24 protein-coding genes are annotated in these 26,267 nt (G+C 55.7%); 23 read left to right on the forward strand and 1 reads right to left on the reverse strand.

The features are described 5' to 3' along the window. Positions 1 to 6: 6 nt before the first annotated feature. From DQG23_RS14235 to DQG23_RS14330, 21 genes are all read left to right on the forward strand, one after another. Positions 7 to 2,292, forward strand: a complete 2,286-nt coding sequence (locus DQG23_RS14235; RefSeq protein WP_113031526.1) for a DUF5696 domain-containing protein — start codon at positions 7 to 9, stop codon at positions 2,290 to 2,292. Then, the gene (locus DQG23_RS14240; RefSeq protein ID WP_113031527.1) at positions 2,289 to 3,167 is read left to right on the forward strand and encodes a carbohydrate ABC transporter permease; all 879 of its coding nucleotides are present in this window, start codon (positions 2,289 to 2,291) and stop codon (positions 3,165 to 3,167) included. The genes DQG23_RS14235 and DQG23_RS14240 overlap by 4 nt, the downstream gene beginning before the upstream one ends. A 4-nt stretch (positions 3,168 to 3,171) precedes the next feature. Next, positions 3,172 to 4,161 carry a carbohydrate ABC transporter permease gene (locus DQG23_RS14245; protein WP_113031528.1) on the forward strand — a complete coding sequence of 330 codons (990 nt, stop codon included), beginning with the start codon at positions 3,172 to 3,174 and terminating at the stop codon, positions 4,159 to 4,161. A gap of 137 nt (positions 4,162 to 4,298) precedes the next feature. Further along, positions 4,299 to 5,693: an ABC transporter substrate-binding protein gene (locus DQG23_RS14250; RefSeq protein ID WP_158560487.1), complete on the forward strand. Its 1,395-nt coding sequence runs from the start codon at positions 4,299 to 4,301 to the stop codon at positions 5,691 to 5,693. Between the two features lie 21 nt (positions 5,694 to 5,714). Beyond that, positions 5,715 to 6,752 (forward strand): Gfo/Idh/MocA family protein, encoded by a 1,038-nt coding sequence (locus DQG23_RS14255; RefSeq protein WP_113031530.1) that lies wholly within the window; start codon positions 5,715 to 5,717, stop codon positions 6,750 to 6,752. After that, on the forward strand, positions 6,752 to 7,357 hold the full coding sequence (locus DQG23_RS14260) for a histidine phosphatase family protein (RefSeq protein ID WP_113031531.1): 606 nt from the start codon (positions 6,752 to 6,754) through the stop codon (positions 7,355 to 7,357). Before DQG23_RS14255 ends, DQG23_RS14260 begins: the two co-directional genes overlap by 1 nt. Positions 7,358 to 7,415: 58 nt before the next feature. Then, positions 7,416 to 8,027, forward strand: coding sequence for a histidine phosphatase family protein (locus tag DQG23_RS14265; protein WP_113031532.1), 612 nt, complete (start codon positions 7,416 to 7,418; stop codon positions 8,025 to 8,027). Between the two features lie 36 nt (positions 8,028 to 8,063). Beyond that, the gene (locus DQG23_RS14270) at positions 8,064 to 10,205 is read left to right on the forward strand and encodes a ligand-binding sensor domain-containing protein (RefSeq protein WP_113031533.1); all 2,142 of its coding nucleotides are present in this window, start codon (positions 8,064 to 8,066) and stop codon (positions 10,203 to 10,205) included. 52 nt (positions 10,206 to 10,257) lie between these two features. After that, entirely contained in the window at positions 10,258 to 11,118 is an 861-nt protein-coding gene (locus DQG23_RS14275) for a phytanoyl-CoA dioxygenase family protein (protein ID WP_113031534.1), read from the forward strand. Positions 11,119 to 11,165: 47 nt separating this feature from the next. Then, positions 11,166 to 11,531 (forward strand): GDSL-type esterase/lipase family protein, encoded by a 366-nt coding sequence (locus DQG23_RS43955; protein WP_475110891.1) that lies wholly within the window; start codon positions 11,166 to 11,168, stop codon positions 11,529 to 11,531. Then, positions 11,528 to 11,776: an SGNH/GDSL hydrolase family protein gene (locus DQG23_RS43960; protein WP_475110895.1), complete on the forward strand. Its 249-nt coding sequence runs from the start codon at positions 11,528 to 11,530 to the stop codon at positions 11,774 to 11,776. The genes DQG23_RS43955 and DQG23_RS43960 overlap by 4 nt, the downstream gene beginning before the upstream one ends. Before the next feature lie 17 nt (positions 11,777 to 11,793). Continuing rightward, on the forward strand, positions 11,794 to 12,615 hold the full coding sequence (locus tag DQG23_RS14285) for a sugar phosphate isomerase/epimerase family protein (protein ID WP_238177890.1): 822 nt from the start codon (positions 11,794 to 11,796) through the stop codon (positions 12,613 to 12,615). A gap of 27 nt (positions 12,616 to 12,642) precedes the next feature. Then, the gene (locus tag DQG23_RS14290) at positions 12,643 to 13,842 is read left to right on the forward strand and encodes a beta-galactosidase (protein WP_113031536.1); all 1,200 of its coding nucleotides are present in this window, start codon (positions 12,643 to 12,645) and stop codon (positions 13,840 to 13,842) included. 11 nt (positions 13,843 to 13,853) lie between these two features. Then, positions 13,854 to 14,687, forward strand: a complete 834-nt coding sequence (locus DQG23_RS14295; RefSeq protein ID WP_113031537.1) for a sugar phosphate isomerase/epimerase family protein — start codon at positions 13,854 to 13,856, stop codon at positions 14,685 to 14,687. A gap of 33 nt (positions 14,688 to 14,720) precedes the next feature. Then, the gene (locus DQG23_RS14300; protein WP_113031538.1) at positions 14,721 to 15,680 is read left to right on the forward strand and encodes a Gfo/Idh/MocA family protein; all 960 of its coding nucleotides are present in this window, start codon (positions 14,721 to 14,723) and stop codon (positions 15,678 to 15,680) included. 16 nt (positions 15,681 to 15,696) lie between these two features. Further along, positions 15,697 to 16,683 (forward strand): metallophosphoesterase family protein, encoded by a 987-nt coding sequence (locus DQG23_RS14305; RefSeq protein ID WP_113031539.1) that lies wholly within the window; start codon positions 15,697 to 15,699, stop codon positions 16,681 to 16,683. 21 nt (positions 16,684 to 16,704) lie between these two features. Then, positions 16,705 to 17,691, forward strand: a complete 987-nt coding sequence (locus DQG23_RS14310; RefSeq protein WP_113031540.1) for a metallophosphoesterase family protein — start codon at positions 16,705 to 16,707, stop codon at positions 17,689 to 17,691. A 132-nt stretch (positions 17,692 to 17,823) separates the two neighbouring features. After that, positions 17,824 to 18,627 carry an endonuclease/exonuclease/phosphatase family protein gene (locus DQG23_RS14315; protein WP_113031541.1) on the forward strand — a complete coding sequence of 268 codons (804 nt, stop codon included), beginning with the start codon at positions 17,824 to 17,826 and terminating at the stop codon, positions 18,625 to 18,627. Positions 18,628 to 18,666: 39 nt separating this feature from the next. Next, positions 18,667 to 19,536: a sugar phosphate isomerase/epimerase family protein gene (locus DQG23_RS14320; protein ID WP_113031542.1), complete on the forward strand. Its 870-nt coding sequence runs from the start codon at positions 18,667 to 18,669 to the stop codon at positions 19,534 to 19,536. Positions 19,537 to 19,569: 33 nt separating this feature from the next. After that, positions 19,570 to 20,565 carry a Gfo/Idh/MocA family protein gene (locus DQG23_RS14325; protein WP_113031543.1) on the forward strand — a complete coding sequence of 332 codons (996 nt, stop codon included), beginning with the start codon at positions 19,570 to 19,572 and terminating at the stop codon, positions 20,563 to 20,565. A 38-nt stretch (positions 20,566 to 20,603) separates the two neighbouring features. Further along, a complete protein-coding gene (locus DQG23_RS14330; protein ID WP_113031544.1) occupies positions 20,604 to 21,227 on the forward strand; it encodes a histidine phosphatase family protein in 624 nt (207 codons plus the stop codon). Between the two features lie 65 nt (positions 21,228 to 21,292). On the opposite strand, the gene DQG23_RS14335 is transcribed toward DQG23_RS14330, so the two are convergent. Further along, positions 21,293 to 23,935 carry a CehA/McbA family metallohydrolase gene (locus tag DQG23_RS14335; RefSeq protein ID WP_202865913.1) on the reverse strand — a complete coding sequence of 881 codons (2,643 nt, stop codon included), beginning with the start codon at positions 23,933 to 23,935 and terminating at the stop codon, positions 21,293 to 21,295. Between the two features lie 211 nt (positions 23,936 to 24,146). Here DQG23_RS14335 and DQG23_RS14340 point away from each other — a divergent pair, with 211 nt between their 5' ends. Both DQG23_RS14340 and DQG23_RS14345 read left to right on the forward strand, forming a co-directional pair. Beyond that, positions 24,147 to 24,779, forward strand: a complete 633-nt coding sequence (locus DQG23_RS14340) for a D-sedoheptulose-7-phosphate isomerase (protein ID WP_113031545.1) — start codon at positions 24,147 to 24,149, stop codon at positions 24,777 to 24,779. A gap of 237 nt (positions 24,780 to 25,016) precedes the next feature. Next, on the forward strand, positions 25,017 to 26,156 hold the full coding sequence (locus DQG23_RS14345) for an ROK family protein (protein ID WP_113031546.1): 1,140 nt from the start codon (positions 25,017 to 25,019) through the stop codon (positions 26,154 to 26,156). Positions 26,157 to 26,267: the final 111 nt, after the last annotated feature.

The raw sequence follows: 26,267 nt of genomic DNA on the forward strand, positions 1-26,267 counted from the left end.
GAGCGCATGAGTAAACGTACCATTTACAAACTGTCAGTCTTCGTTGTGATTGCAGCGGTCGTTGCGGCGGTCCTCCTGGTTCGGTATCCGAAAGGAAAGCAGACGACTGCGGCGGCTAGTAACGGCGTTTGCGCCGAGAACGACGACAAGGCGCCGATCAAGATCCGCGCCCTGGAAGGGGCGGCGGGCGACACCGTCAAACAGGTGGCCGAGAACGGCAAATTCCGCTTGATGTACGACGGAGCCAAAGGTCTCGTCCATCTGGAAGACAAGTCGAGCGGTTACCGCTGGTACAACTATCCGCAGAACCTTGCCGGCATATCGGAGAGCCAGCTTGCGCTGATTCAAAATCCGATGGTGATCCGGTATACCCAGGGGGCTAATCCGACGCTGACTAACCCGCTTAAGGAAGCGGGAACGGCGGCGCCCGCCTTGATCGAGGGCGGCGTACGGGTCGATTACGCGCTTACGTCGATCGGGCTGCATTTTGCGATGGAATACCGCTTGACGGCAGACGGCATGGAAGTCAAAGTGCCTTTCGAGTCGATTAAGGAGGGTGCCGGCTGCAAACTGGTCAGCCTCGAGCCGCTGCCGTATTTCGATGCGGCAAACGCCAAGGAAAACGGCTATCTCTTCATTCCGGACGGCTCGGGCGCAATCGTCAATTTCAAGGAGAAGCATCTGGAATATTTCGACCGGTACTATCAGAACATTTACGGCGGCGATCCCGCCTTCAAAACGAAAACGAAGGAAACGGTGCTGAAAAATTCGAAGGAAGACGTGTTTCCCGCACCGCAGGAAACGATCGCCATGCCGGTATTCGGCATCAATCGCGGCAAGCAAGGCTTTGCAGCCATCGTAACGGAAGGCGATTTTGACGCCAAGATCGCGGCGGCTCCCTCCGGCTACCAGAACATCGGCCTTTACCGGGCGTCTGTCGAATTTACGTACCGCAACGACGATGTCATCTTCATTGGAGATTCAGGCGAAGTGCCGATGTATCAAGGCGGCATGATTCAAGGAGACCGGGGTGTCCGCTATGTGCCGCTCCAAGGCGAGCAAAGCGGTTATGTCGGGATGGCGAACGCTTATCGCAGCTACTTGACGAACGACCGCGGCGTCAAGCCGGTGCCGCAGGATCGTCCGGAGCTTCAGCTGCAGCTGGTAGGCGGCGTGGTGCGGGACGAAATACTCGGCAGCACCTACGTCAAGATGACCACGTTCGAGCAGGCCAAGGAAATCATCGACCGGTTTACGGAGCAGGGTGTCGATGCGATGGGAGTCACGCTGGAGGGCTGGTCGGACGGGGGAGTGTTCGGGAGCCAGCCGCTGCATTTTCCTGTCGCCGGCAAGCTTGGGGGTTCGAGTCGTCTTGTGGACCTGGCCAATTACGCCAAATCGAAGGGCATCCGGATCACGCTGGACGCGAACTATGTCAAGCCGTATGCGGATAGCGGAACGTTCAAGGAATCGAAGGACGTCATACGCGGACTGAACCGCGAGCCGTTGGTCGTACGCCATGCGAATTTGGCTACCTTACAGCAGCAAAAGGGGATGAAATTCCTTTTGCTGAAGCCGGAAACCGCAGCAGGCAAAATGAACAAGGAGCTTGCGAAGTATGAGAAGCTGGGCATAACCGGCATTCGAATGGATCACGTCGGCAAGCTGCTTTATTCGGATCAATCCCCGTCCTCGCTTTTCAGCCGCAAACAAACGGCGGAGAGCTGGAAGGAGGTGCTGGAATCCGTTAAGAATCGGATCGGCGGCGCAGCGGTAAATTACGGCAATGCCTACACGTTCGGTCATGTGAACCGGATCGACAACGCGCCTATGGATTCGAGTCATTTCATATTCGAAGACCGGACGGTTCCGTTCTATCAAATCGTGCTCCGCGGCCTCATCCCTTATTACGGAGAACCCGGGAATATGCGCGAGGACGGACCGAAATCGTTCTTGCGGATGATCGAATACGGGGCGATGCCGCTGTACCGGTTGTCCTATGCGAATTCGTCCAATCTCCAGCGCACGCCGCTGAACGATCTGATCAGCTCGGACTACCGGGATTGGCTTGAACCGGCGGCGGAGGAATACCGGAAAGCCGCAAAAGCGCTGAAGCCGGTGACGAATCAGCCGATCGTCGGTCACGAGCAGCTGGAGCCGGACGTGTATCGTACGACTTTCGCGAACGGCGTCGCCATTTATGTGAATTATGGGGAAAGTGCCAAGCTTGCGGACAATGTGAGGATCGAAGCAGGCAGCTATGCCGTCGTCGAAGGGGGGAGCGCCAAATGAAAGGAAAGCTGCGCTTGACGCTAAGGGGCAGACACATATGGGAAGGCTACTCCTTCGTTGCGCTATGGACGATCGGGTTTCTGGTTTTTATGGCGATTCCGCTCGTCCGGTCGCTCATCTACTCGCTGCAGGATTTGAAGGTAAGCTCAGGGCGTCTTGAAGCGACTTACATCGGCCTCAAAAATTACAGGCAGGCGTTTACGATAGATGTGGAGTTCATGCCGATCCTGAAAGACACGATGCTGAAAATGGGGTTTCAAGTGCCGCTCATCCTCATTTTCGCTATGTTCAGCGCTATCCTGTTGAATAGACCGATGAAAGGCAGAATCTTCTTCCGCGGCGTCTTCTTCCTTCCGGTCATCATCGCCGCGGGTGAAACGCTGCAGAAATTAACCGCCCAAGGCGCGGCGACACTGCCGATTTTCCAGCAGTATGATATGAAAAGCATGCTGCAGGACTACATTCCGCTGGAGCTGCTGACGCCGCTGTTGTCCATGATGGATTCGCTCACGCTCGTCATGTGGGGGGCCGGGGTTCCGATCCTGATCCTGCTGGCGGGTCTGCAAACGATATCTCCGACGCTTTATGAAGCGGCCAAATGCGACGGCGCGACGCCTTGGGAGAACTTTTGGAAAATTACGTTTCCGATGATCATGCCGATGCTGCTCGTGAGCACGCTGTTTTGTATCGTCGACTCGTTTACGTCGGTTATGAACAAGATGATGCGTTTTATCAATACGCTCGTTTTCAATAAGTTCAGCTACGGCTACGCCTCGGCCATCGGATGGATTTATTTCGTCTTCATCTTTATCGTCATCGGCATCGTATTCGCGATATTCCGCAATACGTCCGCCATGGCCAAGGACAGGAGGTAAGCGCGTGAAAGAAACCCGGTTCACCCTCGTTTACAGGCGCAGGCCGGCTCACGAGCCGGTTTCCGCCTCCGGCTTTCTTCGCTCGACGGGCGTAAGACGGGTGAAGGATGCGATAAGCGCAACGATTCATTATGTGATGATTCTCAGTCTGTCTTTCGTTTTCCTGTACCCGATGCTTTATATGATCAGCCAATCGTTTATGACGGGGCAGGATGTGGCGGATGCGCTCGTCCAGTGGATACCGAAGTCGCTGAAGTTCGATAATTTCATTTTTGCGTTCAACAGCTTGTCGTACATGAAGCACTTCAAGAACAGTGTCATCTTATCGCTGGGCGGAGCCCTGCTGCAGCTGTTCGGCTGCGCGCTTGCGGGATACGGCTTCGCGCGTTACCGGTTTCCGGGATACACGTTACTGATGGTTTTGCTTCTGTTTACGTTTCTTGTTCCGCCCCAGTCGATCGTCGTGCCTTTGTTCCTGTTGTTCAGCGATTTGAAAATGATGAATACGTACTTGCCGCTCCTCGTTCCTAACTTTTTCGGCCATGGGCTGCGCGGCGCATTGTTCGTCCTCGTCTACATGCAGTTTTTCCGCGGGCTGCCGCATCAGCTCGAGGAGGCTGCCAAGATCGACGGAGCCGGACCTTGGCGGACGTTCATATCGATCATGGTGCCGCTGGCGAAGCCGGCTATACTGGTTGTTTTCCTGTTCTCGATCGTCTGGCATTGGAACGATTCCTTCTTTCCGAACCTGTATCTGAATAAGTCGGACACCTTCACCTTGAATCAGAAGCTGGGGACGATCGAGGTGACGAAGGAAAAGGATGAAACCGGGATGAAGCAAGACTCGAAGGATGTAATCGGAGAGCTTCCGACCAACCATGAGAAGCTGATGGCGGGAGCGTTTCTGACGATATTGCCGATACTCCTCCTGTATTTATTCACACAGCGTTATTTCGTGGAAAGCGTCGAACGAACGGGGATTGCCGGCGAATAAACAAGGCTTTGAAAGGGGTGATGCCGCAGTTTGGCGCACAGGTGTCCATGGCAAGACGAACGGGCGGTTACAGTCACCAAAAAGCGGGGAAACGGCAAGTCGAAGGACGAAAATACACTGCGAAGGAGAGAAGAACGATGAAAAAAATGTCACTCTCATTGTCAGCCATCCTTTTATCGGTCGGATTGGCGTTAAGCGGATGCAGCGGATCGAATGCGCCGGGGGATAGCGGAAGCAGCAGTCCTAAGCCAAGCGGCACGGACAGCTCCGCGAAGCCGAGCGCAAGCGCAAGTCCTAGCGCAAGCGCCGCTCCGGCGAAGAAGCCGGAGGATTTTAAAGGCGAGATTACGGTCTGGAAAGGCTACGAGGACGTCACCAATCTTTTCCGGAAAAAGTATCCGAACGTCAAGGTCATCACCGATACGCCGCCGAAATCGGAGGATAAATTTACGACCGCTCTGGCCACAGGCACCGGAGCGCCGGACGTTATCGATTTGTCGCAGGCGCATTTCCATAAATTCAAAGCGATGGCCGGTTTGGAAAACCTGCTCGACGCTCCTTACAATGCGGGCGCCATGCAGAAAGATTTTGCACCCATGGCTTGGGAAATGTCTACGACGCTTGACGGCAAAAAGCTGTTCGGGCTGCCTTGGCGGATGACGCCTTACGTCATGTTTTACCGTGCGGACATTTTCGAAGAGAACGGTTATCCGTCCGACCCGGATTCGGTAGGGCAGCTGATTGCCGATCCGGATAAGTTTTTCGAGTTGGCGCAAAAAATGCGGGCCAAAGGCCATTATTTCTTCCGTAAAGCGGAGGAAGTGACCGACATCGCATCTCCGGGCGTCGGCTACTATGACAAGGACCTAAAATATTTACGGAATAACGATACGTTCGCCAAAGCGATCGACTATGCAAAGCGGGCGACTCAGCTCGATCTGATTTTCCCGGGCGCGAAAGAGGAGCAGGACCGTGCGCTCAACAACGGCAAGCTGATCACGTATTTCGGCGGCGTGTACAGACTCAGCACGTTCCAAATCGACGAAAACGGCGGCAAAGGCTCGTTGTCCGAAAACCAAGGCAAATGGCGGATGACGACGCTGCCGTTCGGTCAGCATCCGGGTCTCGGATACGGCACATATGTGATTCCTTCGCAAAGCAAAAACAAAGAGCTCGCATGGGAATATATCAAATTCGCAGTCACCTCGCCCGAGGCGCAGCAAATTTTCATGAAGACGGCGGATTTGACGCCGTATAAACCGCACTGGAGTTTGCCGATCGTCAAGGAAAAGGTAGAACCGGCAATGGGCGGACAGAAGATACTCGAAGAAGGCTTCAAGATGGTTGATAAAATGGTGTACCAAAGCGGCAATCCGCTCGACGAAAAGGCCTCCACGATTTGGGGCGAGAAGCTGACCGAAGCGCTTACGAAAAATCAGGATTCCCGCGCCGTCCTTCAGCAAATCGCGGACGAAACGGAGAAGGCGGTATCCGTCGAGAAAGACGCGCTTAAGAAAGTTCTGGGTAAATAACGGATTAAGGAGCGGATCGTAGTGGCCAAACTCAAAATCGGCGTCGTCGGCGGCGGGGGGATAGCGCAAGCGGCTCATATTAACAACTACAAGAAGCACGGCGATAAGGTGGAGCTAGTCGCGATCGCCGACGTGAACAAAGGAGTGCTGCAGCGGAATATCGAGGAGCACGGGTTCGCGTACGCTTTCGAAGATTATAACGAAATGTTCGCCGATGTGGAGCTTGACGCCGTCAGCATTTGTACGCCGAACAAATTTCACGCCCCGGCAACGCTGGCCGCGCTGAAGGCGGGCTGCAACGTACTGTGCGAAAAACCGCCAGCCATGACCGCGGCGGAAGCGGAGGCGATGGAGGAAGCGGCGAACGCGTCCGGGAAAATACTCGCCTACGGCTTCAACAACCGCTATAAAGCGCGGGCGCAATATCTCAAGCGGATGATTGAAGACGGGGAACTCGGCCGGATTTATGCCGGCCGGATATCGGCGATGCGCAGGAACGGCATCCCGGGGGGCGTTTTCGTCAACCAGGAGCTCCAGGGCGGCGGTCCGCTTATCGACATCGGCGTTCATATGCTGGATCTGGCCTTGTGGTACATGGAGTTTCCGAAGCCGGTGTCGGTGCTCGGCTCTACACACCGGGAGCTCGGCATCAAGCCGCTCGAATCCGTACCGACGCCGTGGGATTACCGGAACTATACCGTTGAGGATTTGGCGATGGGCATGATCAAGTTCGATAACGGGGCGACGCTGCTGCTCGAAACGAGCTTTATCGTCCATACGCTGGAGAATACGAATAATACGGTTAGACTGCACGGCACGAAGGGCGGCTGCGACTTCAAGACGGGAGGCGTCTTCCAAAGCCGCTACGGAACGATCGTCGATATCGCGGCGCCGAAGCTGCCCGACCCCGACTCCCATCAGCTTCAGCTGGAAGCGTTCATCGACGCCGTCGCCGGAAACGGACGTATGCTGTCGACTCCCCGTCAGGGGGTCATCGTGCAGCAAATTATCGAAGGGTTGTACCGTTCGGCGGAAACCGGGGAAGCGGTGAAGCTGTAATGGACTTATTCATCATCAGGCACGGTCAATCGGTCGGCAATATAAGCGAGGAAGATATGCCCGATTGTCCGCTTACCGAGCTTGGCCGACGCCAGGCGGAGCATGTCGCCGACTGCTTGGAGGGGGCCGGGTTGACGCATATCGTGTCGAGTCCGCTTATTCGGGCGATCGAAACGGCGCAGCCGCTCGCGCGGCGATCGGAGCTTCCGGTTCGCGTATGGCTCGAAGCTTATGAAATCAGGAACCGCGGCCCTTACCGCGGACCGAAGAGCGAAGAGCTGGAGCGTTTATTTGCCGGCATCCTGCTGGAGGACGAAATGGACGCGGAGGGCTGGTTTTACGCGGGCGATGAAACGCCCGAAAGGGGACATGAGCGGGCGCAGCGCTTCATCGGTCGGCTGCGCCGCGAATTCCCCGGCGACGAGCGCGTGGCGCTGTTCGCGCATGGCGGTTTTAACCGGTACCTGCTGAGAGCGGCGATCGGTTTGGATCATAACAGCGGCGTTCGTTTTGCAGAGAGCAACGGGAGTATTTACTGGATCAGCTTCAAGGAACGGGAAACCGTGGTGGAATACGCAGGTTTGCCGAGACCGTTGTTCGGTTGACGCGATTTGCAGTGAGCTTGTTGGAAGAAAAACACCATTGCGCGACAGGGAGGAAGCTATGGAATTATTCATCATTCGCCACGGACAGTCTATCGGCAATACCGTGCCGCATGACATGGCGGACGGGGAATTGACCGCGCTTGGCCGCAGTCAAGCCGAGCACGTAAAAACGGGTATGCTGGGCGCGAACGTGACGCACATCGTGTCCAGTCCTCTGCAGCGGGCGATCGAAACGGCACAGCCGCTCGCTCGGGCGGCGAATTTGCCGATTCGGGTATGGATCGAAACGTTCGAGGTTCGCAACAAGGGGGCGTACCGCGGTCCGAGCGAACCGGAGCTGGCGAGTATGTATCCGGAAATTAAGCTTGAGGACGAAATAGCGGCCGAAGGCTGGTATTGCGCAGGCGACGAGGACGAGGAGACGGCGCATGGCAGGGCCCGGCGAATATTGGACCGGCTGCGGCGCGAGTTTCCCGGCGAGGAGCGCGTGGCGCTGTTCTCGCATAGCGGCTTCAACCGGCGTCTGCTGCTGGCGGCTCTCGGCCTGGATTTTCGCAGCGATGTCCGCTTCCTGCAAAGCAACGGAACGATGTACTGGCTAAGCTTCGGCGAAGCCGGGGTAAACGTGAAGTATGTTGGCGACTTCCGTCCCTTGTTTCAACATTCGTAACGCATTAATGGCAATTTGGAAGGCGTGATAACGAAAATGAATACCGCAAGGGCGACGCTTATGCTGGGGCGTTACCCGCAATGGGAACGCAGCTTTTATACGATGCAGCAGGGCTTGCCTTCGAGCCGCGTGAATGCGCTGGCATTCGCTGCGGGGACGTTATGGGCGAGCACGGACGCCGGGCTGGCCCGACTGGAAGGCGAACGATGGGCAGCAGTCGACGGTGTGGCGGGAGAGGAGCTGTTTCCTCAAGCGGGTGCGGTTACTATGCTGTATGCGGATCGCGAGGACGCGCTCTGGATGACGGCTGGAAGCGAGCTGTATCGTTTTTTTCGCGGGGAATGGCGCCGGGACAGCCTTGGCTATCCGGCTATAGCGATGGCGGAGGACGATCGCGGAGCATTGTGGGCGGCTGCTAAGGAAGGGTTGTTTCGTTTGGGTAGGGACGGCTGGCAGCGGGTGGCTCTCTTCGGGCGAGCGCAGGTGCGTGATCTTGCCGTACTGGGAGACGGTCAGGTATATGCATCGACGGACTCGGGGCTGTTCGCGTTATCCGGCAAGCGGCCGCACTGGTTCAAGATCGAAGCGCGGGACGGCGGCATCGTCAGCGACGATTTGCGGGGCATGTCCGCCGACCGGTGGGGCCATCTGTGGATCGGAACCGACAAAGGCGTTTGCGTGCACGACGATAGCGATATGTTTTATGTCCTCGACGGCTCAAAGGGGTTGGCATGCGAGGATGTCCGGGTAATTGCGCGCGGCGGCGACGGCACGCGCTGGTTCGGCACCGCGCGGGGAGCGATCCGGCTTCGCGAGGGACAGCTGAGGTATTTCGCCTCCAAGCGCTGGCTGCCCGACGATGACGTTCATGCGATAACGGTCGATGCAGACGGGACAGTTTGGGTCGGCACTTCCGGCGGAATAGCGAAGATGTCTGCGCGACTGATGTCGCTGGAGGAGAAGGCGGATCATTTTGACAGGATGGTAGAGCGGTACGAAACCCGTTTCGACTATGTCACGCGCAGGGGATTGACCGAAGGGGGCGACATCGAAAGCGGAAGCGTCAGAATTTCCGACAACGACGGATTATGGACGTCCGATTACGTCGCAGCACAATGCTACCGTTATGCGGTAACCGGTGACGAGCGGGCGAAGGAGAAGGCTAAACGCTCCATGCATGCGGTTATGCGACTGCTTTCGGTTACCGGCAGGCCGGGCTTTTTCGCACGTTCCGTCCGACACAAGTCGGAGCCGGGATTCGGCCTGAACGAAAGCAATCCGGAGTGGCGCCTGAGCGCGGACGGCGAGTGGGAATGGAAGGGCGATACGTCAAGCGACGAGCTGACCGGCCACTTCTATGCTTATTCCGTCTATTTCGATCTGGCGGCGGATGAGGAAGACAAAGCGCTCATCCGCGCAAACGTAAGCGCGATTATGGATCATGTGATCGAGCATGATTATTGCTTGACCGACATGGACGGCTTGCCGACAACGTGGGCGGTGTGGACGCCCGGGAAGCTGAATGGAGACGCCAAATGGCTCGATCAGCGGGGAATCAATTCGCTTCAGTTATTATCGTTTCTGAAATCCGCCGTCCATATGACGGGCGATGAGAAATACGAACGAGAATACCGGAACTTGGTCGCCCGTCACCATTACGGAATGAACACGCTGGAGCAGAAAAATACGTTTCTTGGCGAAGCGAGCAGCATTGACGATAATCTCGGCTTTCATGCCTACGTTCCCTTGCTGATGTATGAGACGGATCCTGATCTGCGCGCCTTATATATGATGAGCTTGGAGCATCATTGGCAGTTCGAGCGCCGGGAGCGGTCGCCTTTATGGAATGCGGTATACGGGGCGTTAACCGGGCGGGCTTGCGATGTAGAAGCTGCAGTACAGACGCTGGCCGAAATGCCTCTCGACTTTATTCATTGGAAGGTTGTCAACAGCAACCGATCCGACGTCCGGTTCCATTCTGAGCTCGCCAAACATGGGTACCGCCTTCTTGCCGAACCGCTCCCGTACGAGGAAAGGCCGATGCACCGGTGGGACAAAACGCCATATATATGCGACAGCGGAGACGGTCATTTACTCGAGGACGGAACCGTCTATCTTCACCCTTACTGGTTGGCACGGTATTGGAAGCTGATCGACGAGACGGTTAAAGCGGACTGACGTTTAATCACGAGCGTTATAAAATGAGAAACCGGTCAAAGGGGATGAGCACGTGGAAGCTGTCATTACGGCGGAGATGCGCGAGTTTTTTGAAACGAACGGTTATGTCGTGGTAAAAAATGCGGTGCCGAAAGCGAACTGCGAACGCGTTATCGAAACGATCTGGCAATTTACGGGCCAGCAGCCGGACGATCCGGAGAGCTGGTATCGGCCTGCAGCGGGGATGGATACGTTCTGGAAGCACCAAAAGGAAGGCATGCTGCCTCTGTATAACCACCAAACCATGTGGGATAACCGCCAGTATCCGAGACTATACGGCGCTTTCGCCGAATTGCTGGAAGAGGAAAAGCTGTGGGTTAGCATCGACCGGGTCAATATGAAGCCGCCCAGACGCGAAGATTTCACGCAATTTAATACCGGGTTTATTCATTGGGATATCGATACGCGTAACTTGACCTTCCCGCTGCCCAAGCCGCGCCGCGTACAGGGAGTGTTGTACTTGGCCGATACGGAAGCGGATCAAGGCGGCTTTCAATGTGTCCCAAGCATTTACCGCGACTTCGAGCAGTGGCTTCGCGCGCAGCCGGACGACCGTCATCCTACCCTTCCGGACGTAACGGGCCACGAAGTCGTCCCGATACCGGGCGAGGCAGGCGATTTGCTGATATGGGATGTTCTGCTGGCGCATGGGAACGGGCAAAATTACACGTCGCAGCCGCGGTTTGCGCAGTACATTTCGATGTCTCCCGCTCAGCCCGGCGTTCGCCGAGAGAGTGCGGTCGAAACCTGGCGCAACCGGACGGGATCATCCGACGTTCCTCAAGATCCGCGCGGCTGGGAAGCGAAGGCAAGTGCGGAGCCCGCAGCGCTGACGGATCTCGGCCGTAAGCTTCTGGGTCTGGATCCTTGGTGATGCCGCAACGAACGGTAACGATTTCAAGAGGGAAAGGATAACGGACGATGAAACTGGAGCAAGGCGATACGCTGCTGATGATCGGCGATTCGATTACGGAAGCACCGAAAGGCGAGGGTTATGTGTCCGGCATCGCCTCGCTGCTGCAGGCCGTTTATCCGCAGCTGGGCATACGGGTGATGAACAAAGGGGTCGGCGGGCATACGTCGCGCGATCTCAAGCATCGCTGGCAGCAGGATGTGCTGGATCACCGGCCGGAATGGCTGTCGATCAAAATCGGCATCAATGATGTATGGCAGCAATTCGATCTGCCGGGCAAACCGGCGAATCCCGTTTATATCGACGAATACGAAAGCATTTTGCGCGAATTAATCGCCGGTACGAAGGGGCAATTGAAGGACTCGTTCTCATGACGCCTTTTTATATCGAATCCAACAGGGCTGATGCGATGCGTGCGATGATGGATCGTTACTCGGATGTCGTCAGGAGACTGGCGGTGGAGTACGATGCGATTTTCGTCGATACCCAAGCCGTGATGGATGAGTTGATGCGCTATTATTATCCCGGTGCGATCGCGTCGGACCGCATTCATCCGAAGAAGGCCGGACATATGGCGATCGCAAGGGCGTTTTTGAAATCGATCGGCTTTACTTGGTAGAGAGGATGGAGATCCGCTTGACGATGAAGAACAAAATCGGCGTAATCGAGGATAATTTCAAGATCGGCGCATGGGAAGGCGTGAAGAAGGCGAAGGAGGTAGGAGCGGAGGGCATTCAACTTTTTGCGCGGAGGGAGCTGGATCCAGAAGTACTCGGAACAGCCGATCGCAAGGAGCTGAAGCAACTCATCGATTCGCTTGGGCTGGAGGTTGCCTCCTTATGCGGCGATACGGGCGGTCCCCGGTTTATGGAGATCGCCACGCATCGGGAGCGGATCGATAAAACGAAGCGTATTCTCGATATGGCGGCCGAGCTCGGGACGCCGATCGTAACCGCGCATATCGGTACGATTCCGGACGATACGAGCTCCGAGCTGTATGAAGCGCTGCAGAACGTATGCGCCGAAATCGGCCGGCACGCGGCATCGATGAAAGCCTTTTATGCGATAGAAACGGGACCGGAAACGGCGGTGCATCTGAAAACGTTCCTTGATTCGATAAACGCTCCGGGCCTGGCAGTCAACTTCGACCCTGCCAACCTATGGATGGTGAAAGGCGACGATCCGGTGCAAGGCGTGTTTGTCCTGCAAAAGTATATCGTCCATACCCACGTCAAGGACGGCGTCCGTATTCCCCGAACGGTAAACGGGGAAACCGAATACGATCATGCGGAAACGCCGATCGGGGAGGGCGAGGTGCGGTTCGACGATTATTTTGCGGCGCTGCGGCAAATCGGTTATACCGGCTACCTGACCATTGAGCGGGAAAAAGGCGAGGTGCCGGAGCGTGAACTGAATATCCGCAACGCAATTGCATTTATTAAGCGATACAGAGCTTGAACAGAGTCGTCAATTGGAGGTGTTTGGATGAACGAACTAGGGAATTCCATAAGTCTGCGGGAAGAAGGCATTCCGATCGGATTGTGGGTATCGCCGCCGCCAGACGAAATTACGACGGAACGGTACCGCGAAATCCGCGAGGCAGGTTTTACGTTTGTCATTGGCCTATCGGAGCTTAGTGCCGGAACCCGGTTTATTCATCAAGCGTTGGACGCAGCTCAACAAAACGAACTGAAGTATTTGGTGTACGATACGAGACTGCTCGAGCTTTCCATAGACGAGATGGATAAGGCGGAAACCTATGTTGCGGAATTTGCCGGCCACCCGGCTTATCTAGGCCATTTATTCGTCGACGAACCGTCAATGGATCAGTTCGACCGGCTGCGCGCCTTAAAGTCCGTCTATCGAAAGGCGGTCCCGCATGGATTGGCCTATGTCAATCTGTTTCCGACCTATGCATCCGATGAACAGAGGGGCGGCAGTCATGCGGTATACGTGCAGAGCTTTATAGAGAAGTTCGAGCCGGACGTATTGTCCTACGACCATTATCCGTTATTGACCCCTCGTCCGGGGAAGGACCGGAAATTAACGAAAGACTATTATGAAAACCTCCAAATGATGAGGGAAGCCGCTTTGGGCGCCGGCGTGCCGTTGTGGCTGTTTATCCAGACGCTTGCTTTCAACCGATCGAACCGTGACCCGTCGGAGGCGGAAATTCACTGGCAGGTTTATACGAGCTTGGCCTTCGGCGTCAAAGGTATTCAATATTTTACCTACTGGACGCCGGATGACGGGAACGAAACATTCGGGGATGCGATGATCGATAAGGGCGGCAAGCAGACGAGGCATTACGGCGAAGTGCAGAGGATTAACCGTGAAATCGAGCGGATAGGGAAAGTTCTCGTGAAGCTGGTGTCCGCAGGCGTGCTTACGCACGGTGAAATGCAGCCTGCCATCGAAGGAGGCCTGACACAATTTGCTCCGATCGGCAGGATGGAAGGCGACCCGGTCATCGTCGGCTGTTTTCGGGATCAAGAAGGTCTCCCTTATGCTTTGATCGTTAATGAAAGCTTCAGTGAACGTTGCTCGCTCCGCTTGTATTTGTCAACGCAGGCGACAGCGGTTCATGTTTGGGAAGACGGCCGAAAAGTTGAAGCCTCCCTTGAGCAGGGCATATTGGCATTAGAGCTGGAACCCGGCAAAGGAAAACTAATCGCATTTTCATAGGAGGTGTTCGCATGCTGAAAGGGATTTATCAGGGATGCTTCCCAAACGATATGCCGCTCGAGGAGTTGTTCGCGATTAGCCGGAAAGCCGGCTACGATGCAGTAGAGCTTGTCGTTCATCATGCCGATCGCGTTGGCTTGACGCTGGAGACAACGCCGTCCGAAGCGGAGGAAATACGGCGCTTGGCCGAAAAGCACGGCATACGGCTGAGCTCGCTGTCAGGCGGGCTTGTACGCAAAACGCCGCTTTCTTCGCCGGACGAAGCCGTACGAACCGAAGGCCGCCGCGTTACAAGCAAGCTTCTGGAGCTTGCGGAAGCCGTCGGTGCGGATACGGTGCTGGTCGTACCGGGTTTAGTGGATCAAACGACGTCATACGATGATTGCTATTCCCGTACGAGGGATGAATTGCGGAAGGTGGCGGCCGAAGCGGAGCGCAGACGAGTACGGATCGGCGTAGAGAATGTTTGGAATCATTTCTTGCTGTCACCGCTAGAAATGGCCCGTTATATCGATGAACTCGACTCTCCTATGCTCGGGGCGTACTTCGACGTCGGCAACGTGCTCCAGTTCGGTTTTCCCGAGCAGTGGATCCGGATTTTGGGACCTCGCATATTCAAGGTGCATGTCAAAGATTTTTCCAGAAGGGTGGGCAATGGAGCGGGGTTCGTCGTTCCGCTTCTGGCGGGCGACGTCGATTGGCACGCCGTTCGTTCGGCGCTGCAGGACATCGGCTACGACGATGTGTTGACGGCCGAAATCCATTCGTATGCGTCTGCGCCTCTGCAGGCCGTCTACGATACGGCCCGTCATTTGGACGTCATTATCGGCGGCGAATCGAGATAATCATTTTTTACACATATATGGAGGGAAGTTAATATGACGGTTCGAGTAGGATTTATCGGTGCGGGCGGGATCGCCAATTCGCATCTGAATGCGCTGCGTTCGTTCGAAGAAGTGACGATTACCGCCATTTGCGATATTAACGCCGAGCAGGCGGCTAAAGTATCCGCTCAGTACGGAGCGGCGGCTTATTCGGATTTCGATGTTATGCTCGAGAAGGAAAAGCTCGATATTTTATTCGTTTGCGTGCCTCCATTCGCACACGGGGATTACGAAGAAAAGTCTGCCGCCCGGGGAATTCATCTTTTCGTCGAGAAGCCGTTAGGCCTCGAAATGGACGTTATCCGCCGCAAAGCGGAGGCGATCCGCAAGGCAGGCGTCCTGTCCTCCTCCGGCTATTTGCTCCGATACCAGGATACGACCGCCATCGCAAAGGCGTATTTAGAGGATAAACGGATATTGACCGTACGCGGCTACAATACGACCAAGTTCGTACGCGCTCCGTGGTGGAAGGTGATGGCCAAATCCGGCGGACAGCTGGTGGAGATGACGACGCATTTCGCCGATTTGATGCGTTATTTTGCAGGCGATGTCCATACGGTGTACGCCAACATGGCGCGGCTGGCCACCGAGGAAATCGAAGGAAGCGACATCCCCGACGTAGGTATGGTTAATGTTGTGTTTGCGTCAGGCGCGATCGGTAGCATCGAGAACAACTGCATCCAGTTTGAACGGCGTTCGGGCGTCGAACTCATGGGGACGGGATTCCGGGTACTGCTGGACGGCAAAAGCCTGACCATTGCCGACCGCGAGAAGACGGTCGTTTACCAGGAACGGTCGGACGGTTTGGCCATACAGGATAAAACGTTCATCCGCGCGGTAATTACTGGCGATTCGTCGCTTATACTTTCTCCTTATGAGGATGCCTTGAAGACGGTCGAGCTTACGCTGGCTGCGAACGATTCGGCGGCATCCGGATTGCCTGTGAACATCTAAAGGAGGGAACGATGCAATGACGACCGGGGAGAGCCGTTTGACGGGAGAAGCAGAATTGAAGTTTCGCGATAACGGCACGTTTACGATCGTGCAGTTTACCGACGTCCATAACGGAGGCGGCACCCCGGAGGATTTGCGCTCGTTCGCGATGCTCGAGGCGATCCTTCGCGAGGAGAGGCCCGACTTGGTCGTATACACCGGGGATCAGATCCGCAGCCGCGGACCCGATCCCCTAGCGCAATTTCGCCAGATTACGTCAATCGCCGAAAAGGCGGGAATTCCTTATGCATTCACATTCGGCAACCACGATTCGCGGCGTAACGTCACCCGGCAGGAACTAATGGATATGGAGAGCCGTCGGCCTCTTTGCTTGGCGCAGTCCGGACCGGAGCATGTGAGCGGGGTAGGCAATTATTTGCTTCTGGTATCGGCATCCCGATCGCCGGAAGTTGCGGCTGTCCTCTATTTTATCGACAGCGACCGCAATGCGCCGGAGAGCGAGGTCCATGACGGAAGAAGCGAGTGGATCGACCGCGATAAAACGGATTGGTACGTCCGGGAGTCCGACACTCTTAAGAGGAAGTTTGGCCGAGCGCTGCCTGCGCTTCTTTTTTGCCATATTCCGATGCCGGAATACGAGGAAGTTTGGAATACCCAGCCGTGCTGCGGGTATAAATTCGACGCGGTGCGATGTCCCGGGCGTAACGCCGGTTTGTTTGCCGCTATGGTGGAGAAAGGCGATGTCATCGGGACATTCGCGGGACACGACCATTCCAACGACTATTGCGGCGTGCTAAACGGGATCCGGCTCTGTTATGGGCGGGTCAGCGGGTTTAACGGCAAGGTGCAGGAAGGCTTTCAGCGCGGAGCCCGCATCATAAGGTTAAGGGAAGGGGAACGCCGTTTCGATACGTGGATCCGGCTGGAGGACGGCTCGCTTGTAACCCGTCAGCCGGTGCATAAACCGGAGCGGCAGCAAGGAAGCTTGTGCGGCAAGGCTTGAAAGGAGGCTCGCAAAACCGCCATGAAGGGTAATAAACAATTGGCTTTTCGCGAGGACGGCACGTTTACGATCGTGCAAATTGCGGATTTGCATTATGAAGGCGGCGTACCGGAGGATTTGCGCACGATCGCCGTCATCGAGTCGGTACTCGCATCGGAAAGGCCGGATCTCGTCGTTTTTACCGGAGATGCGGTCAAAGGGAACCGCTGCGACAATCAGTTGGAGCAATTTCTGGAGCTGGCGGCGCTCCCGGAGAAATTCGGGATTCCGTATGCGATCGCCCTCGGGAATCACGATACGGAGCACGACATTTGTACGCGCGTCGAATGGATGGAGGGCGTATCCAGCCGAGCGCTCTGTCTGGCCGAAGCCGGACCGGAGGACGTTACCGGCGTCGGTAATTATGTGCTTCAGGTATACGGAAGTGATGGAGAGAAGGCGAAAGCGGCGCTTTATTTTTTTGATACGGGATGCAGCGCGCCCAAGCATATTATCAAAAGCTATGCCTGGCTGGAACGCGATCAGGTGGACTGGTACATCCGGCAATCGTCCGCTCTTACGGAACGTAACGGCGAACCGCTGCCCGCACTTGCTTTCTTTCATATCCCTCTGCCGGAATACAATGACGTTTGGGATCTTCATACATGCTTCGGGGTTAAAAATGAAAACGTCGGCTGCCCTCGGCTAAATACGGGCATGTTCGCGGCGATGAAACAAATGGGCGACGTGATGGGGACGTTCGTCGGCCACGACCACACGAACGATTATTGCGGCGAGCTGTACGGCATATGGCTCTGCTACGGACGCGCCGGGGGCTATAATACGGCCGGTGAGGATGCGGAATTCCCCCGAGGCGCAAGGGTGATCCGGCTCCGCGAAGGCGAGCGGGGCTTCGAGACGTGGCAACGCATGGAGGACGGTACGGTCGTGACGCAGCAGGAAGAGCATGCGCCGGTCGGCCGGCTGCCGGCTGTTCCGAGACCGGTGAAGACTGCCGACGTCGGGTAGGGAAAGAGCGGTTGTTTGCATCGGTGTCCTGTATGGGGTGAAAAAGTTGGGAACGAACCGGGCGGTAAGCCAAAACGGCGAAGCTGAAAGGCTAACCGTCTAAACTATGGAAGACATACGGAGTGAGATGCCATGAATGCGAGGAATGTGACGGTCATGACCTTCAATCTGCGCAGACAGTCGGCGGAGGATGAAGGGAATGCGTGGTCGTTCCGCAAAGGATACGCAGCCGAAGTCGTGAAGCGGTACCGTCCTACCGTGGCGGGGACGCAGGAAGGGCTTTACGACATGCTTGAATATCTTGACCGGGAGCTGCCGGAGTACGGCAGGGTCGGTGAGGGAAGGAACGGCGGGACGGAAAACGAGTATAACGCCATTTTTTATCGAAAAGAGGAGCTTGCGGTGCGGGAATGGGGCCAGTTCTGGCTTTCCGAATATCCTTCCGAGCCAAGAGAGATGAGCTGGGGAGCCACGCATCACCGGATTTGCACCTGGGCGCATTTTCAAACCCGCAACGAACCGCAAAAACAGTTTCTTCATTATAATACGCACCTGGACCACAGCAGCCAGTTAGCCCGAGCGAAGGGCAGCGTCCTGCTTTGGGAACGTTTGTCTGACCACAAGAATCGGCTGGAACTTCCCGCTCTGATTACGGGAGATTTAAACGCCGAGCCGGATAATCCGGTTATCGCTTTTTTGCGCGGTCAAACGGAGGTAAACGGGGCACATTGTGCGCTTAAGGACGCTTACTCGGTATTGGCAGGCAATCCCGGGTTATCCTTTCACGGCTTCAAGGGAGGCGAGGAAGGCGGGCCGATCGATTATATTTTCGTTACGCCCGATGTCCATGTGGATGGCGTGGCGATTATCCGAGACAAGTTTGACGGAAAGCTTCCTTCCGATCATTATCCCGTTCTGGCGAAAATCCGATTGTAGTAAAAGTTTGGAGCGACTAAAAAAGCGAGAGGTGATCGCATGAAGCTCGGCATAAGCAGCTACAGTTTAAATTCCTGTATCGCGTCAGGGGAAATGGATATTTTTCAAGCGATCGGCTGGATCCGCCAACAAGGTGCGGAGCATGTGGAAATCGTGCCGTTGTCCGGGATGAAGGAGCAAATGACGAACGAGCGGTTCGTAGCGGATATTCGCCGGACGGCTGCGGAGGAAGGGCTGGCTATTTCCAATTATGCCGTCGGCGGCAACTTTGCCGATAAGGACGATGCCGGATTAAGCGCTGAAATCGAAAGAATAAAAAGGCAAGTGGATATCGCCCACGCCTTAGGCGCGAAGCTGATGCGGCATGATGTAGCGAAAAAGCCGATCGACCGGTGCTCGATCGACCGGTTTGAAGCGGATCTGCCTGCTATCGCCCAAGCCTGCGGCGAGATTGCCGATTATGCGGCCGGCTGCGGCATTACGACCAGTCTCGAAAATCACGGCTACTACGTACAATCGAGCGACCGGGTGCTTCGGGTGCTTGAGCGCGTCAATCGGCCCAACTATAAAACGACGGTGGACGTCGGCAACTTCATGTGCGCGGACGAAGATCCGCATATCGCGGTCGCCAAGATGATGCCGTACGCCTCCATGGTGCATATCAAAGATTTTTACTCCCGCAAGCGCTGTAAAAATCCGGGAGAAGGCTGGTTTCCCACTCTCTATGGCAATTACTTGCGGGGAGCGATCGCAGGCTTCGGCTCTCTCGACTTGCCTCATATTTTATCGACGATCAAGGCATCCGGCTATGACGGATATTTATCCATTGAATTTGAAGGAATGGAACCCGCTCGTCTCGGCGCGAGGATTGCGTTCGAAAACGTTCGCCGAATATGGGATGAGGTCTAATCGGTTGAATGAAGAGAATGGAGGGCGGTTGTATTGAAAATCGCGATTGTCGGCTGCGGTACGATGGGCGAGCTGTATGCCCGCAATCTGTCTCAAATCGGCGGCGTCAACGTGACGGCCGTCTGCAGCACGCGTTTGGAAGCCGCCGAGCAAACGGCTGATTTGTGCCGAGCGGCTCCATATACATCTTACGAAAAGATGATGGAAGAAACGGATCCTGACGTTTTATGCGTGACGCTGCCGACCTATTTGCACAAGGGATATGTAATGGATGCGGCTCGGCGGGGCAAGCATGCGATTTGCGAAAAGCCGATCGCGCCGAATTTGACGGATGCGGCGGAGATGATTAGGGCATGCCAAAATGCGGGTGTCCGGTTGTTCGTCGGTCATGTACTGCGTTTTTACCCCGAATACGAGCTCGTTCGGCAAAAGGCGGCTTCAGGAGCGATCGGTTTGGTAGAGGCCGCTCATTTGAAGCGGGGCGGCTTGCATCCCGGTTTGGCGCGGTCATGGTACAACGATCCGGCCAAGAGCGGCGGGGTCATACTCGATTTGCTCATTCACGATATCGATTATGCCCGGTTCGTGCTCGGAGAGGTCGAAACGGTTTTTGCCTATAACAAACGGTGGGATGCGGCGGACCACGCATTGATTACGCTGCAGTTCGCGAGCGGGGCCATCGCCCATGTGCAGGGATTTTGGGGCTACCCGGGGCCTTTTACGGCGGAAATCGAGTTGATCGGCAGCAACGGCATTGCCAAATACAGCAATTTGGAGGGGAAACCGGGAACGGATTCGGCGCCTGACACGGGGCTGAAGGCGGCGCCTAAGGTCGTCGTTGAGGAAGGACCGTCGGTGATAAGTCCGTTTCGGGTCCAATTCGAGCATTTTTTGGCGTGCATCGGCCACGGCGGGGAACCGTTAGTAACCGCGCGGGATGCTTACAAAGCCGTTGAGATCGCTCTTGCCGCCAAGGAATCGGCACTTACAGGAATGCCCGTCCGGCTGACTTTGGCTGCTGCGGAATAAAGTTAGCATGTAGTGCTTGAAGCAAGGAGGGGAGAGGTATGGAATTATTCATTATCCGTCATGGCGAGTCCGTCACGAATACTTCGCCTACGCTGCTGGCGGACGGCGGATTGACCGAAAGGGGGCGCGCCCAAGCGAAAAAAGTAGCGGTTAGTATGGTTGGTGCCCGCCTCACGCACATTTTCTCGAGTCCCCTGATGCGCGCGATAGAAACGGCGCAGCCGCTCGCGCGCGCGGTGAAGCTGCCTGTGGAAGTATGGCTTGACGCACATGAGGTATGGACCGGGGGCGGTTATCGCGGTCCTACGACGGAGCAGCTTGCCGAAATGTATCCGGAAATCCGGTTTGCCGAGGAAACGGAGTCCGATCCGCTCGGCTGGCACTGCCCCGGCGGCGAGACGTCGGAGACTGGCTACCTGAGGGCCAATCGCCTGCTCGAAAGGCTTCGCAGCCGTTTCACGGGGGATGAACGCGTAGCCTTGTTCGCACATGGCGCGCTTAACCGCAGACTGATGCTGGCGGCTCTCGGGATGGAGTATTCAAACGCGTTAAGGCCGTTCGGCGATAACGGCTGCGTGTGGTGGCTCGGCTTCGAGGACGGCAAAATGTCGATCAGGTATATCGGACCTGCAATCCCGCAGCTTTTTCAAGTAGTGGATTAATCGTATGCGCATAGAAGAGGATCGCCAGGCACAAGCTGGCGGCCCTGATTAAAAACAGAAGAATTTCAATGATGATGCCCGTGGCCTTTGGGTTTGGCGTGCTGATGATCGTCATGATGCGGATGATGAGGGTGCTGATGCTGATCGGCCGCCGAATGGCGGTGCATGACCCCGTTCTGATGCATCCGGTTGTGCAGTGCGCGATGCGCGCTCGTCAGCGTCATGAGCAGGCGTTTGTAGGTCTGGTCGTCGGCTTTAGTGGCGAGCGATTTCACGTAGGCGGTCGACCCCTCGATCTGCTCAAGGATCGTAACCGCATCCGATGCGCGGAAACACGGCTTCCCGTCGACGATAATCATTACCGCGCTGGAGTGGGCGGCGATCATTTCGCTCTGATCGTGGTATTTGCCGCGTATTCGAAGGGCGATCCAGCAGCTTTCCTTGACCGGTACCGACCAGTGGCCGGCGTAGTGCCCGGCGTCCGGATCCGTCGTTTGCATTTCGCGGAGCTCGCCGTTCACGACGAGCTCGATTTTGGTGACGGGTACGGTAACGGACGATACTTGCCAAACGACGTCCAGCGTGCCGCCGGATGCCGGAAGTTGAAGCCGGGAGCCCATCTCGCCGTCGTCGCCCGCCCGGAAATCGAGCAGCGGACCGAGCGTAGCGAACGTATGTCCCCGCCGCACGGCATTCATCCATCCGTCGTAAGTAAACGGTTCGTCTCGAATGAGCGCGTATGTGCGTATCGTCCCGACAGCCGTCGCTTGCGACATTTTGTCGGTTCCTCCTACGGCCGGCAGCATGTACCCGCAATTCAAGTACCGATACCAGTCGGACAGAGAGTAGGGGTTGATGCCGATATTTTCAAAGGAGCACATTTCAACCGCATCGACTTCTCCGATCACGATAGCGGCGGCGCCCTCCGCTCGCGGGTTCGGCAGATGGGGTATGACGACAAGGCCGTTCTGCTCGCGGCAGCGCCTTGCCCATTCGCTGATCGTCGCCTCAAGCGGATCGCCGAGTCCCGATTCGTCGGGTCCGCCCGAACATAACGGTAAAATCATTTTACCTTCGTACCCTAACAAGGAAATATGACCGAGGACATGCTGGCGGTTTTCCGTTCCGACTCGTACCAAATATTCCCCGGAGCCGCCGTTTTCTTTGCTGCCTATCGTCGTTCTTCCGTCGAAATCGCCGAGATTGCTGAACATTTCGCCCCACTGGCTCGTAAGCAGGTTGACTACATTGATGCCCTCGGCTTCGCCTTCCAGCAGCGCAGTTTGGGGAGACAGGAAATGGACGTGCGTATCGGCAGTCACCCAGCCCTTTTGCCGCCAAGGAAGCACCCGCTCAAGCTCTACGGTTATCAAATCGGTCTCGTCAGTAACCGTATAGGATCGGCGAATCGGGCGGATTTCAAAGCCTTTCGTTATTTCAACGAAAACGGTTCCGAGCGGGAGCTTGAATTCCGCTTCGCCGTCGATGTAAGCGCTGTAGTGAAATTGCTGGACATATTCCGCCCCGTAATCCTCGAACCAGTGCGAATTGGGCAGCCGATGCCCGTTAATCGGAGCGATATATTCGCCGAATGAGCCGTGGACATGGATTTTGGCGGCGATTTTCAACCCGCTCGTCCGATCGACGACGCGTACGGTCACTTTACGCGCGATATGCTCCATCAAGGTCCATTCCGGAGATTCGGCCAGCATACGCAGCGGAATGACGCGGATTCCGCCGTCTTCCTTCATCACGGTTAATCGAGCGTCCGGATGAGCCGTATAATCGATGATCCATTCGTTCGGTTTGGCTGAAGGGAGACGCGGATTGGCATGGTTTAGCCAGTTGTCGTGATCGTATTCGAGAGCCGGCGCGACGGCAATTACTTCTCCCAGGTCTAGCCGTATATTGGCATGCTCGCCGTAAGGCTGCGGAACGAAGCCGGGCTCCGAAACGTATCGCATTTGTCTGCGGGCGTCCCAGCGGAACGGATTGGTGGTCAGGCAGGTCCGCGTGATACCGAAAATAAAGGCCGTTCCGTCGACCGGTCTCATGGAAATCCCGACCATCGATTTGTCCGGGAAAGGGTTCTCAAGCGCGTACAGCCAATGATGCATCAGACTCCCGAAGCCTTGGAACGTGGTGCGCAGCTGGCTTTGTCCCCAAGGGATGACGGGGGCTTCCTTGTTTAGCAGATCCGTGTTCGTCGCCATCGTGCGGGGCTTGACGTGTTTGACCGACTCGAAGCTGTTCTCGCCCCATTTGACTTGAAATTCGCTGATTTGATAACGTCTGCGAATCGGAATAACCGCTTCCGTTCCGTCGGAATAAAGCAGCACATAGTCGCATACCGTTTCGCCGAGACGGGGAGTGCCCATCATCGGGCTGATAATATCGCCATGATCGGCCGGACTCTCTTTGAAGTCGGCCGCATGCAGAAGAAGCAGGTGGGGATCGTGCAGCGGCTCCGGAAATGCGATCCCGATTTCGCGGTCTTTCAGAAGAATGACATTGTTCGCTTGATCCTGCGGACCGAGCCGGAATGGGATCCCCCATAGCTCATGATCGCCTGTTAGCAGCCGATCTTTATGGGATAAAACGGCAGCAGAGCAGTCTCCCGCCTGCAGTCCCGCGATGTTTCGGTTATAGGCCGCTGACAAGTCCAAGGGAACGAAAAGCTCGTCTGATAATGTCGCAATCGGATTCATGGCGATCCTCCTAAAAAGGTTTACAACATCCAAGTTTTACCTATATAATACATTTAATTAATCATTAAGTAAATTCAAATTTGCAAAAACGGGATTTGGAAAAAAGGGGCGGTAATCCGCTTCGATTATGCCGTTTTAGGGTTATTTTCAGGAAACGGGCAGCATCTAATTAGGGTTGTTGCGACTATATTCGTGCGGGGAGAGCTTGTCGATGAATCCGAAACTGGAAGCATGTTTGGCCAAATATCCGGAGTTGTCCGTATGTGCGGGGGATATCGGCCGGGCGTTCGAGACGATGAGAGACTGCTACCGAAACGGCGGTAAAGTGCTGCTTGCCGGAAATGGAGGCAGCGCGGCCGACTGCGAACATATCGTAGGCGAGCTGATGAAGGGGTTTATGTCAAAACGGCCGGTTCCGACGTTAATGAGAGAGCGGTTAAGCCGGTTAGCGGGAGAAGGCGAATATTTGGCTGATCGGCTGCAAGGAGCGCTGCCCGCCATATCGCTCGTCAGCCAGACGGCTCTTGCGTCTGCATTTGCCAACGACGTAGCGGCGGACATGGTTTTCGCTCAGCAGGTATACGGATACGGACGCCCGGGCGACGTGTTTGTCGGGCTCAGCACCTCCGGCAATTCGCTTAATGTGCTGCATGCGCTTCAGGTTGCCAAAACGCTGGATTTGCGCACGATCGGGCTGACCGGCCGAACCGGAGGCCGTATGTCGGAAATATGCGACGTGACGATCCGGGTGCCGCACGATCGCACGCCGGACATTCAGGAGCGGCATTTGCCGGTGTACCATACGTTGTGCATGATGCTCGAGGAGGAATTTTTCCCGGAATGAGTCGTGAGTCGTGCTGCCGACGGCGCGTTTGACCGGAAAGGAGGCCGGCATAGGAAGTGCAGGCTGCTGAAGGCGGCGGAGCTTACCGGGGGATTGCCGCCAACGAGGCTCGTAAGCATTTACAAGAAGATACGAGATTGATTATAATAACAATTAACTAAATAATTAAGTTAATAGGAGGAGCTTGCAATACAGCCTAATAAAATCGCCTATTTAAAGCAGGTTAAGCAAAGCAATATGTCTGAGGTTTTGGATCGCATTTGGCAATTTCAACAAGTTTCCCGGGTAGAGCTTGTCGAGCATACCGGGCTGACATCGGGTACGATAACGAATCTGACGGCCGAGCTGATCGAGCTCAATATCATTCGCGAATTTGAAGCAGTCTCAGGAAGCGTAGGCCGCAGAAGAGTGATGCTGGGCTTGGATACGAATCATTACCGCATAATCGGCTTGGATATCGGACGGGCGACGATTGAGATCGTCGTCGTCGATTTGAACGGGACGATTATCCGAACAATTGAACGGGATATGAGCGACCGGCAAGGACCGGAGCAATATTTTGAGGTGATCGGGCCGTTATTGTCCGAGACGAAGCAGGAAATCGAGCAAGCGGGTTACGTCATTCTCGGCTTGGGAGCCAGTGTGCCGGGACCGATGGATTACAACACGGGCAATCTGCTGGATCCGCCTAATTTCCCGGGCTGGAGCGGTTTTCCGCTGAAACGGACCTTGGAGGAAAGGTTCGGAATGGTTACGCTTATCGAGGATGATGCGCGGACTTCGGCTATGGCCGAGCGCTGGTACGGACTCGGAAGGAACGTGCAGGATCTTGTGTTCATTACGATGGGCATCGGGATCGGCGGCGGCGTCGTTTCCGGCGGCAAGGTTTCCCGGGGTACGAACGGTCTGTGCGGTCAAGTCGGCCATATGACGATCGTGCTCGACGGCAAAATTTGCGACTGCGGCAACAGGGGCTGCTGGGAGACGGTCGGATCGATTCCGGGCATATTAGGCCGCTGGCCGGGCGGGAATTCGATGGAACAGCTGAAAGAGGCGATCAAGCAAGGGGACTCGGAAGCGCTCCGCTGCATGGAAGATACGCTTACTTACTTGGAGACGGCGCTTATCAACGTTTACAATCTTTACGATCCGGAAATGGTTGTGCTGGGAGGGAGATTATATCCTTATTTGGCGGACTACCTGCTGCCCGTCAGAAGTCATCTGCGATCAAGGCTATATGCATTCGCCAAGGATCGGCTGCGTATAGAGCCGTCGACGTTCGGCACTTCCCAAAGCGCCGTAGGCGCCGCGGCACTGTTATTCGGTTTTTTGCTTTCCGAGCCGGTGCGCTTGCTGTCGCTCGCGGAAGGGAGTTAGCCGGCCGGCGTTTTAATGATAAACGAATCGTCTCGCCAAACGATGACGAAATCGTTTATGCTCGCCAAATAAACTTAAAGATTAAGTAAAGTGCGAAGTAGTTGCCTGGAA

Origin of the sequence: Paenibacillus contaminans, assembly GCF_003285015.1 — a bacterium.
GTDB classification, from domain to species: Bacteria; Bacillota; Bacilli; order Paenibacillales; family NBRC-103111; genus Paenibacillus_V; species Paenibacillus_V contaminans.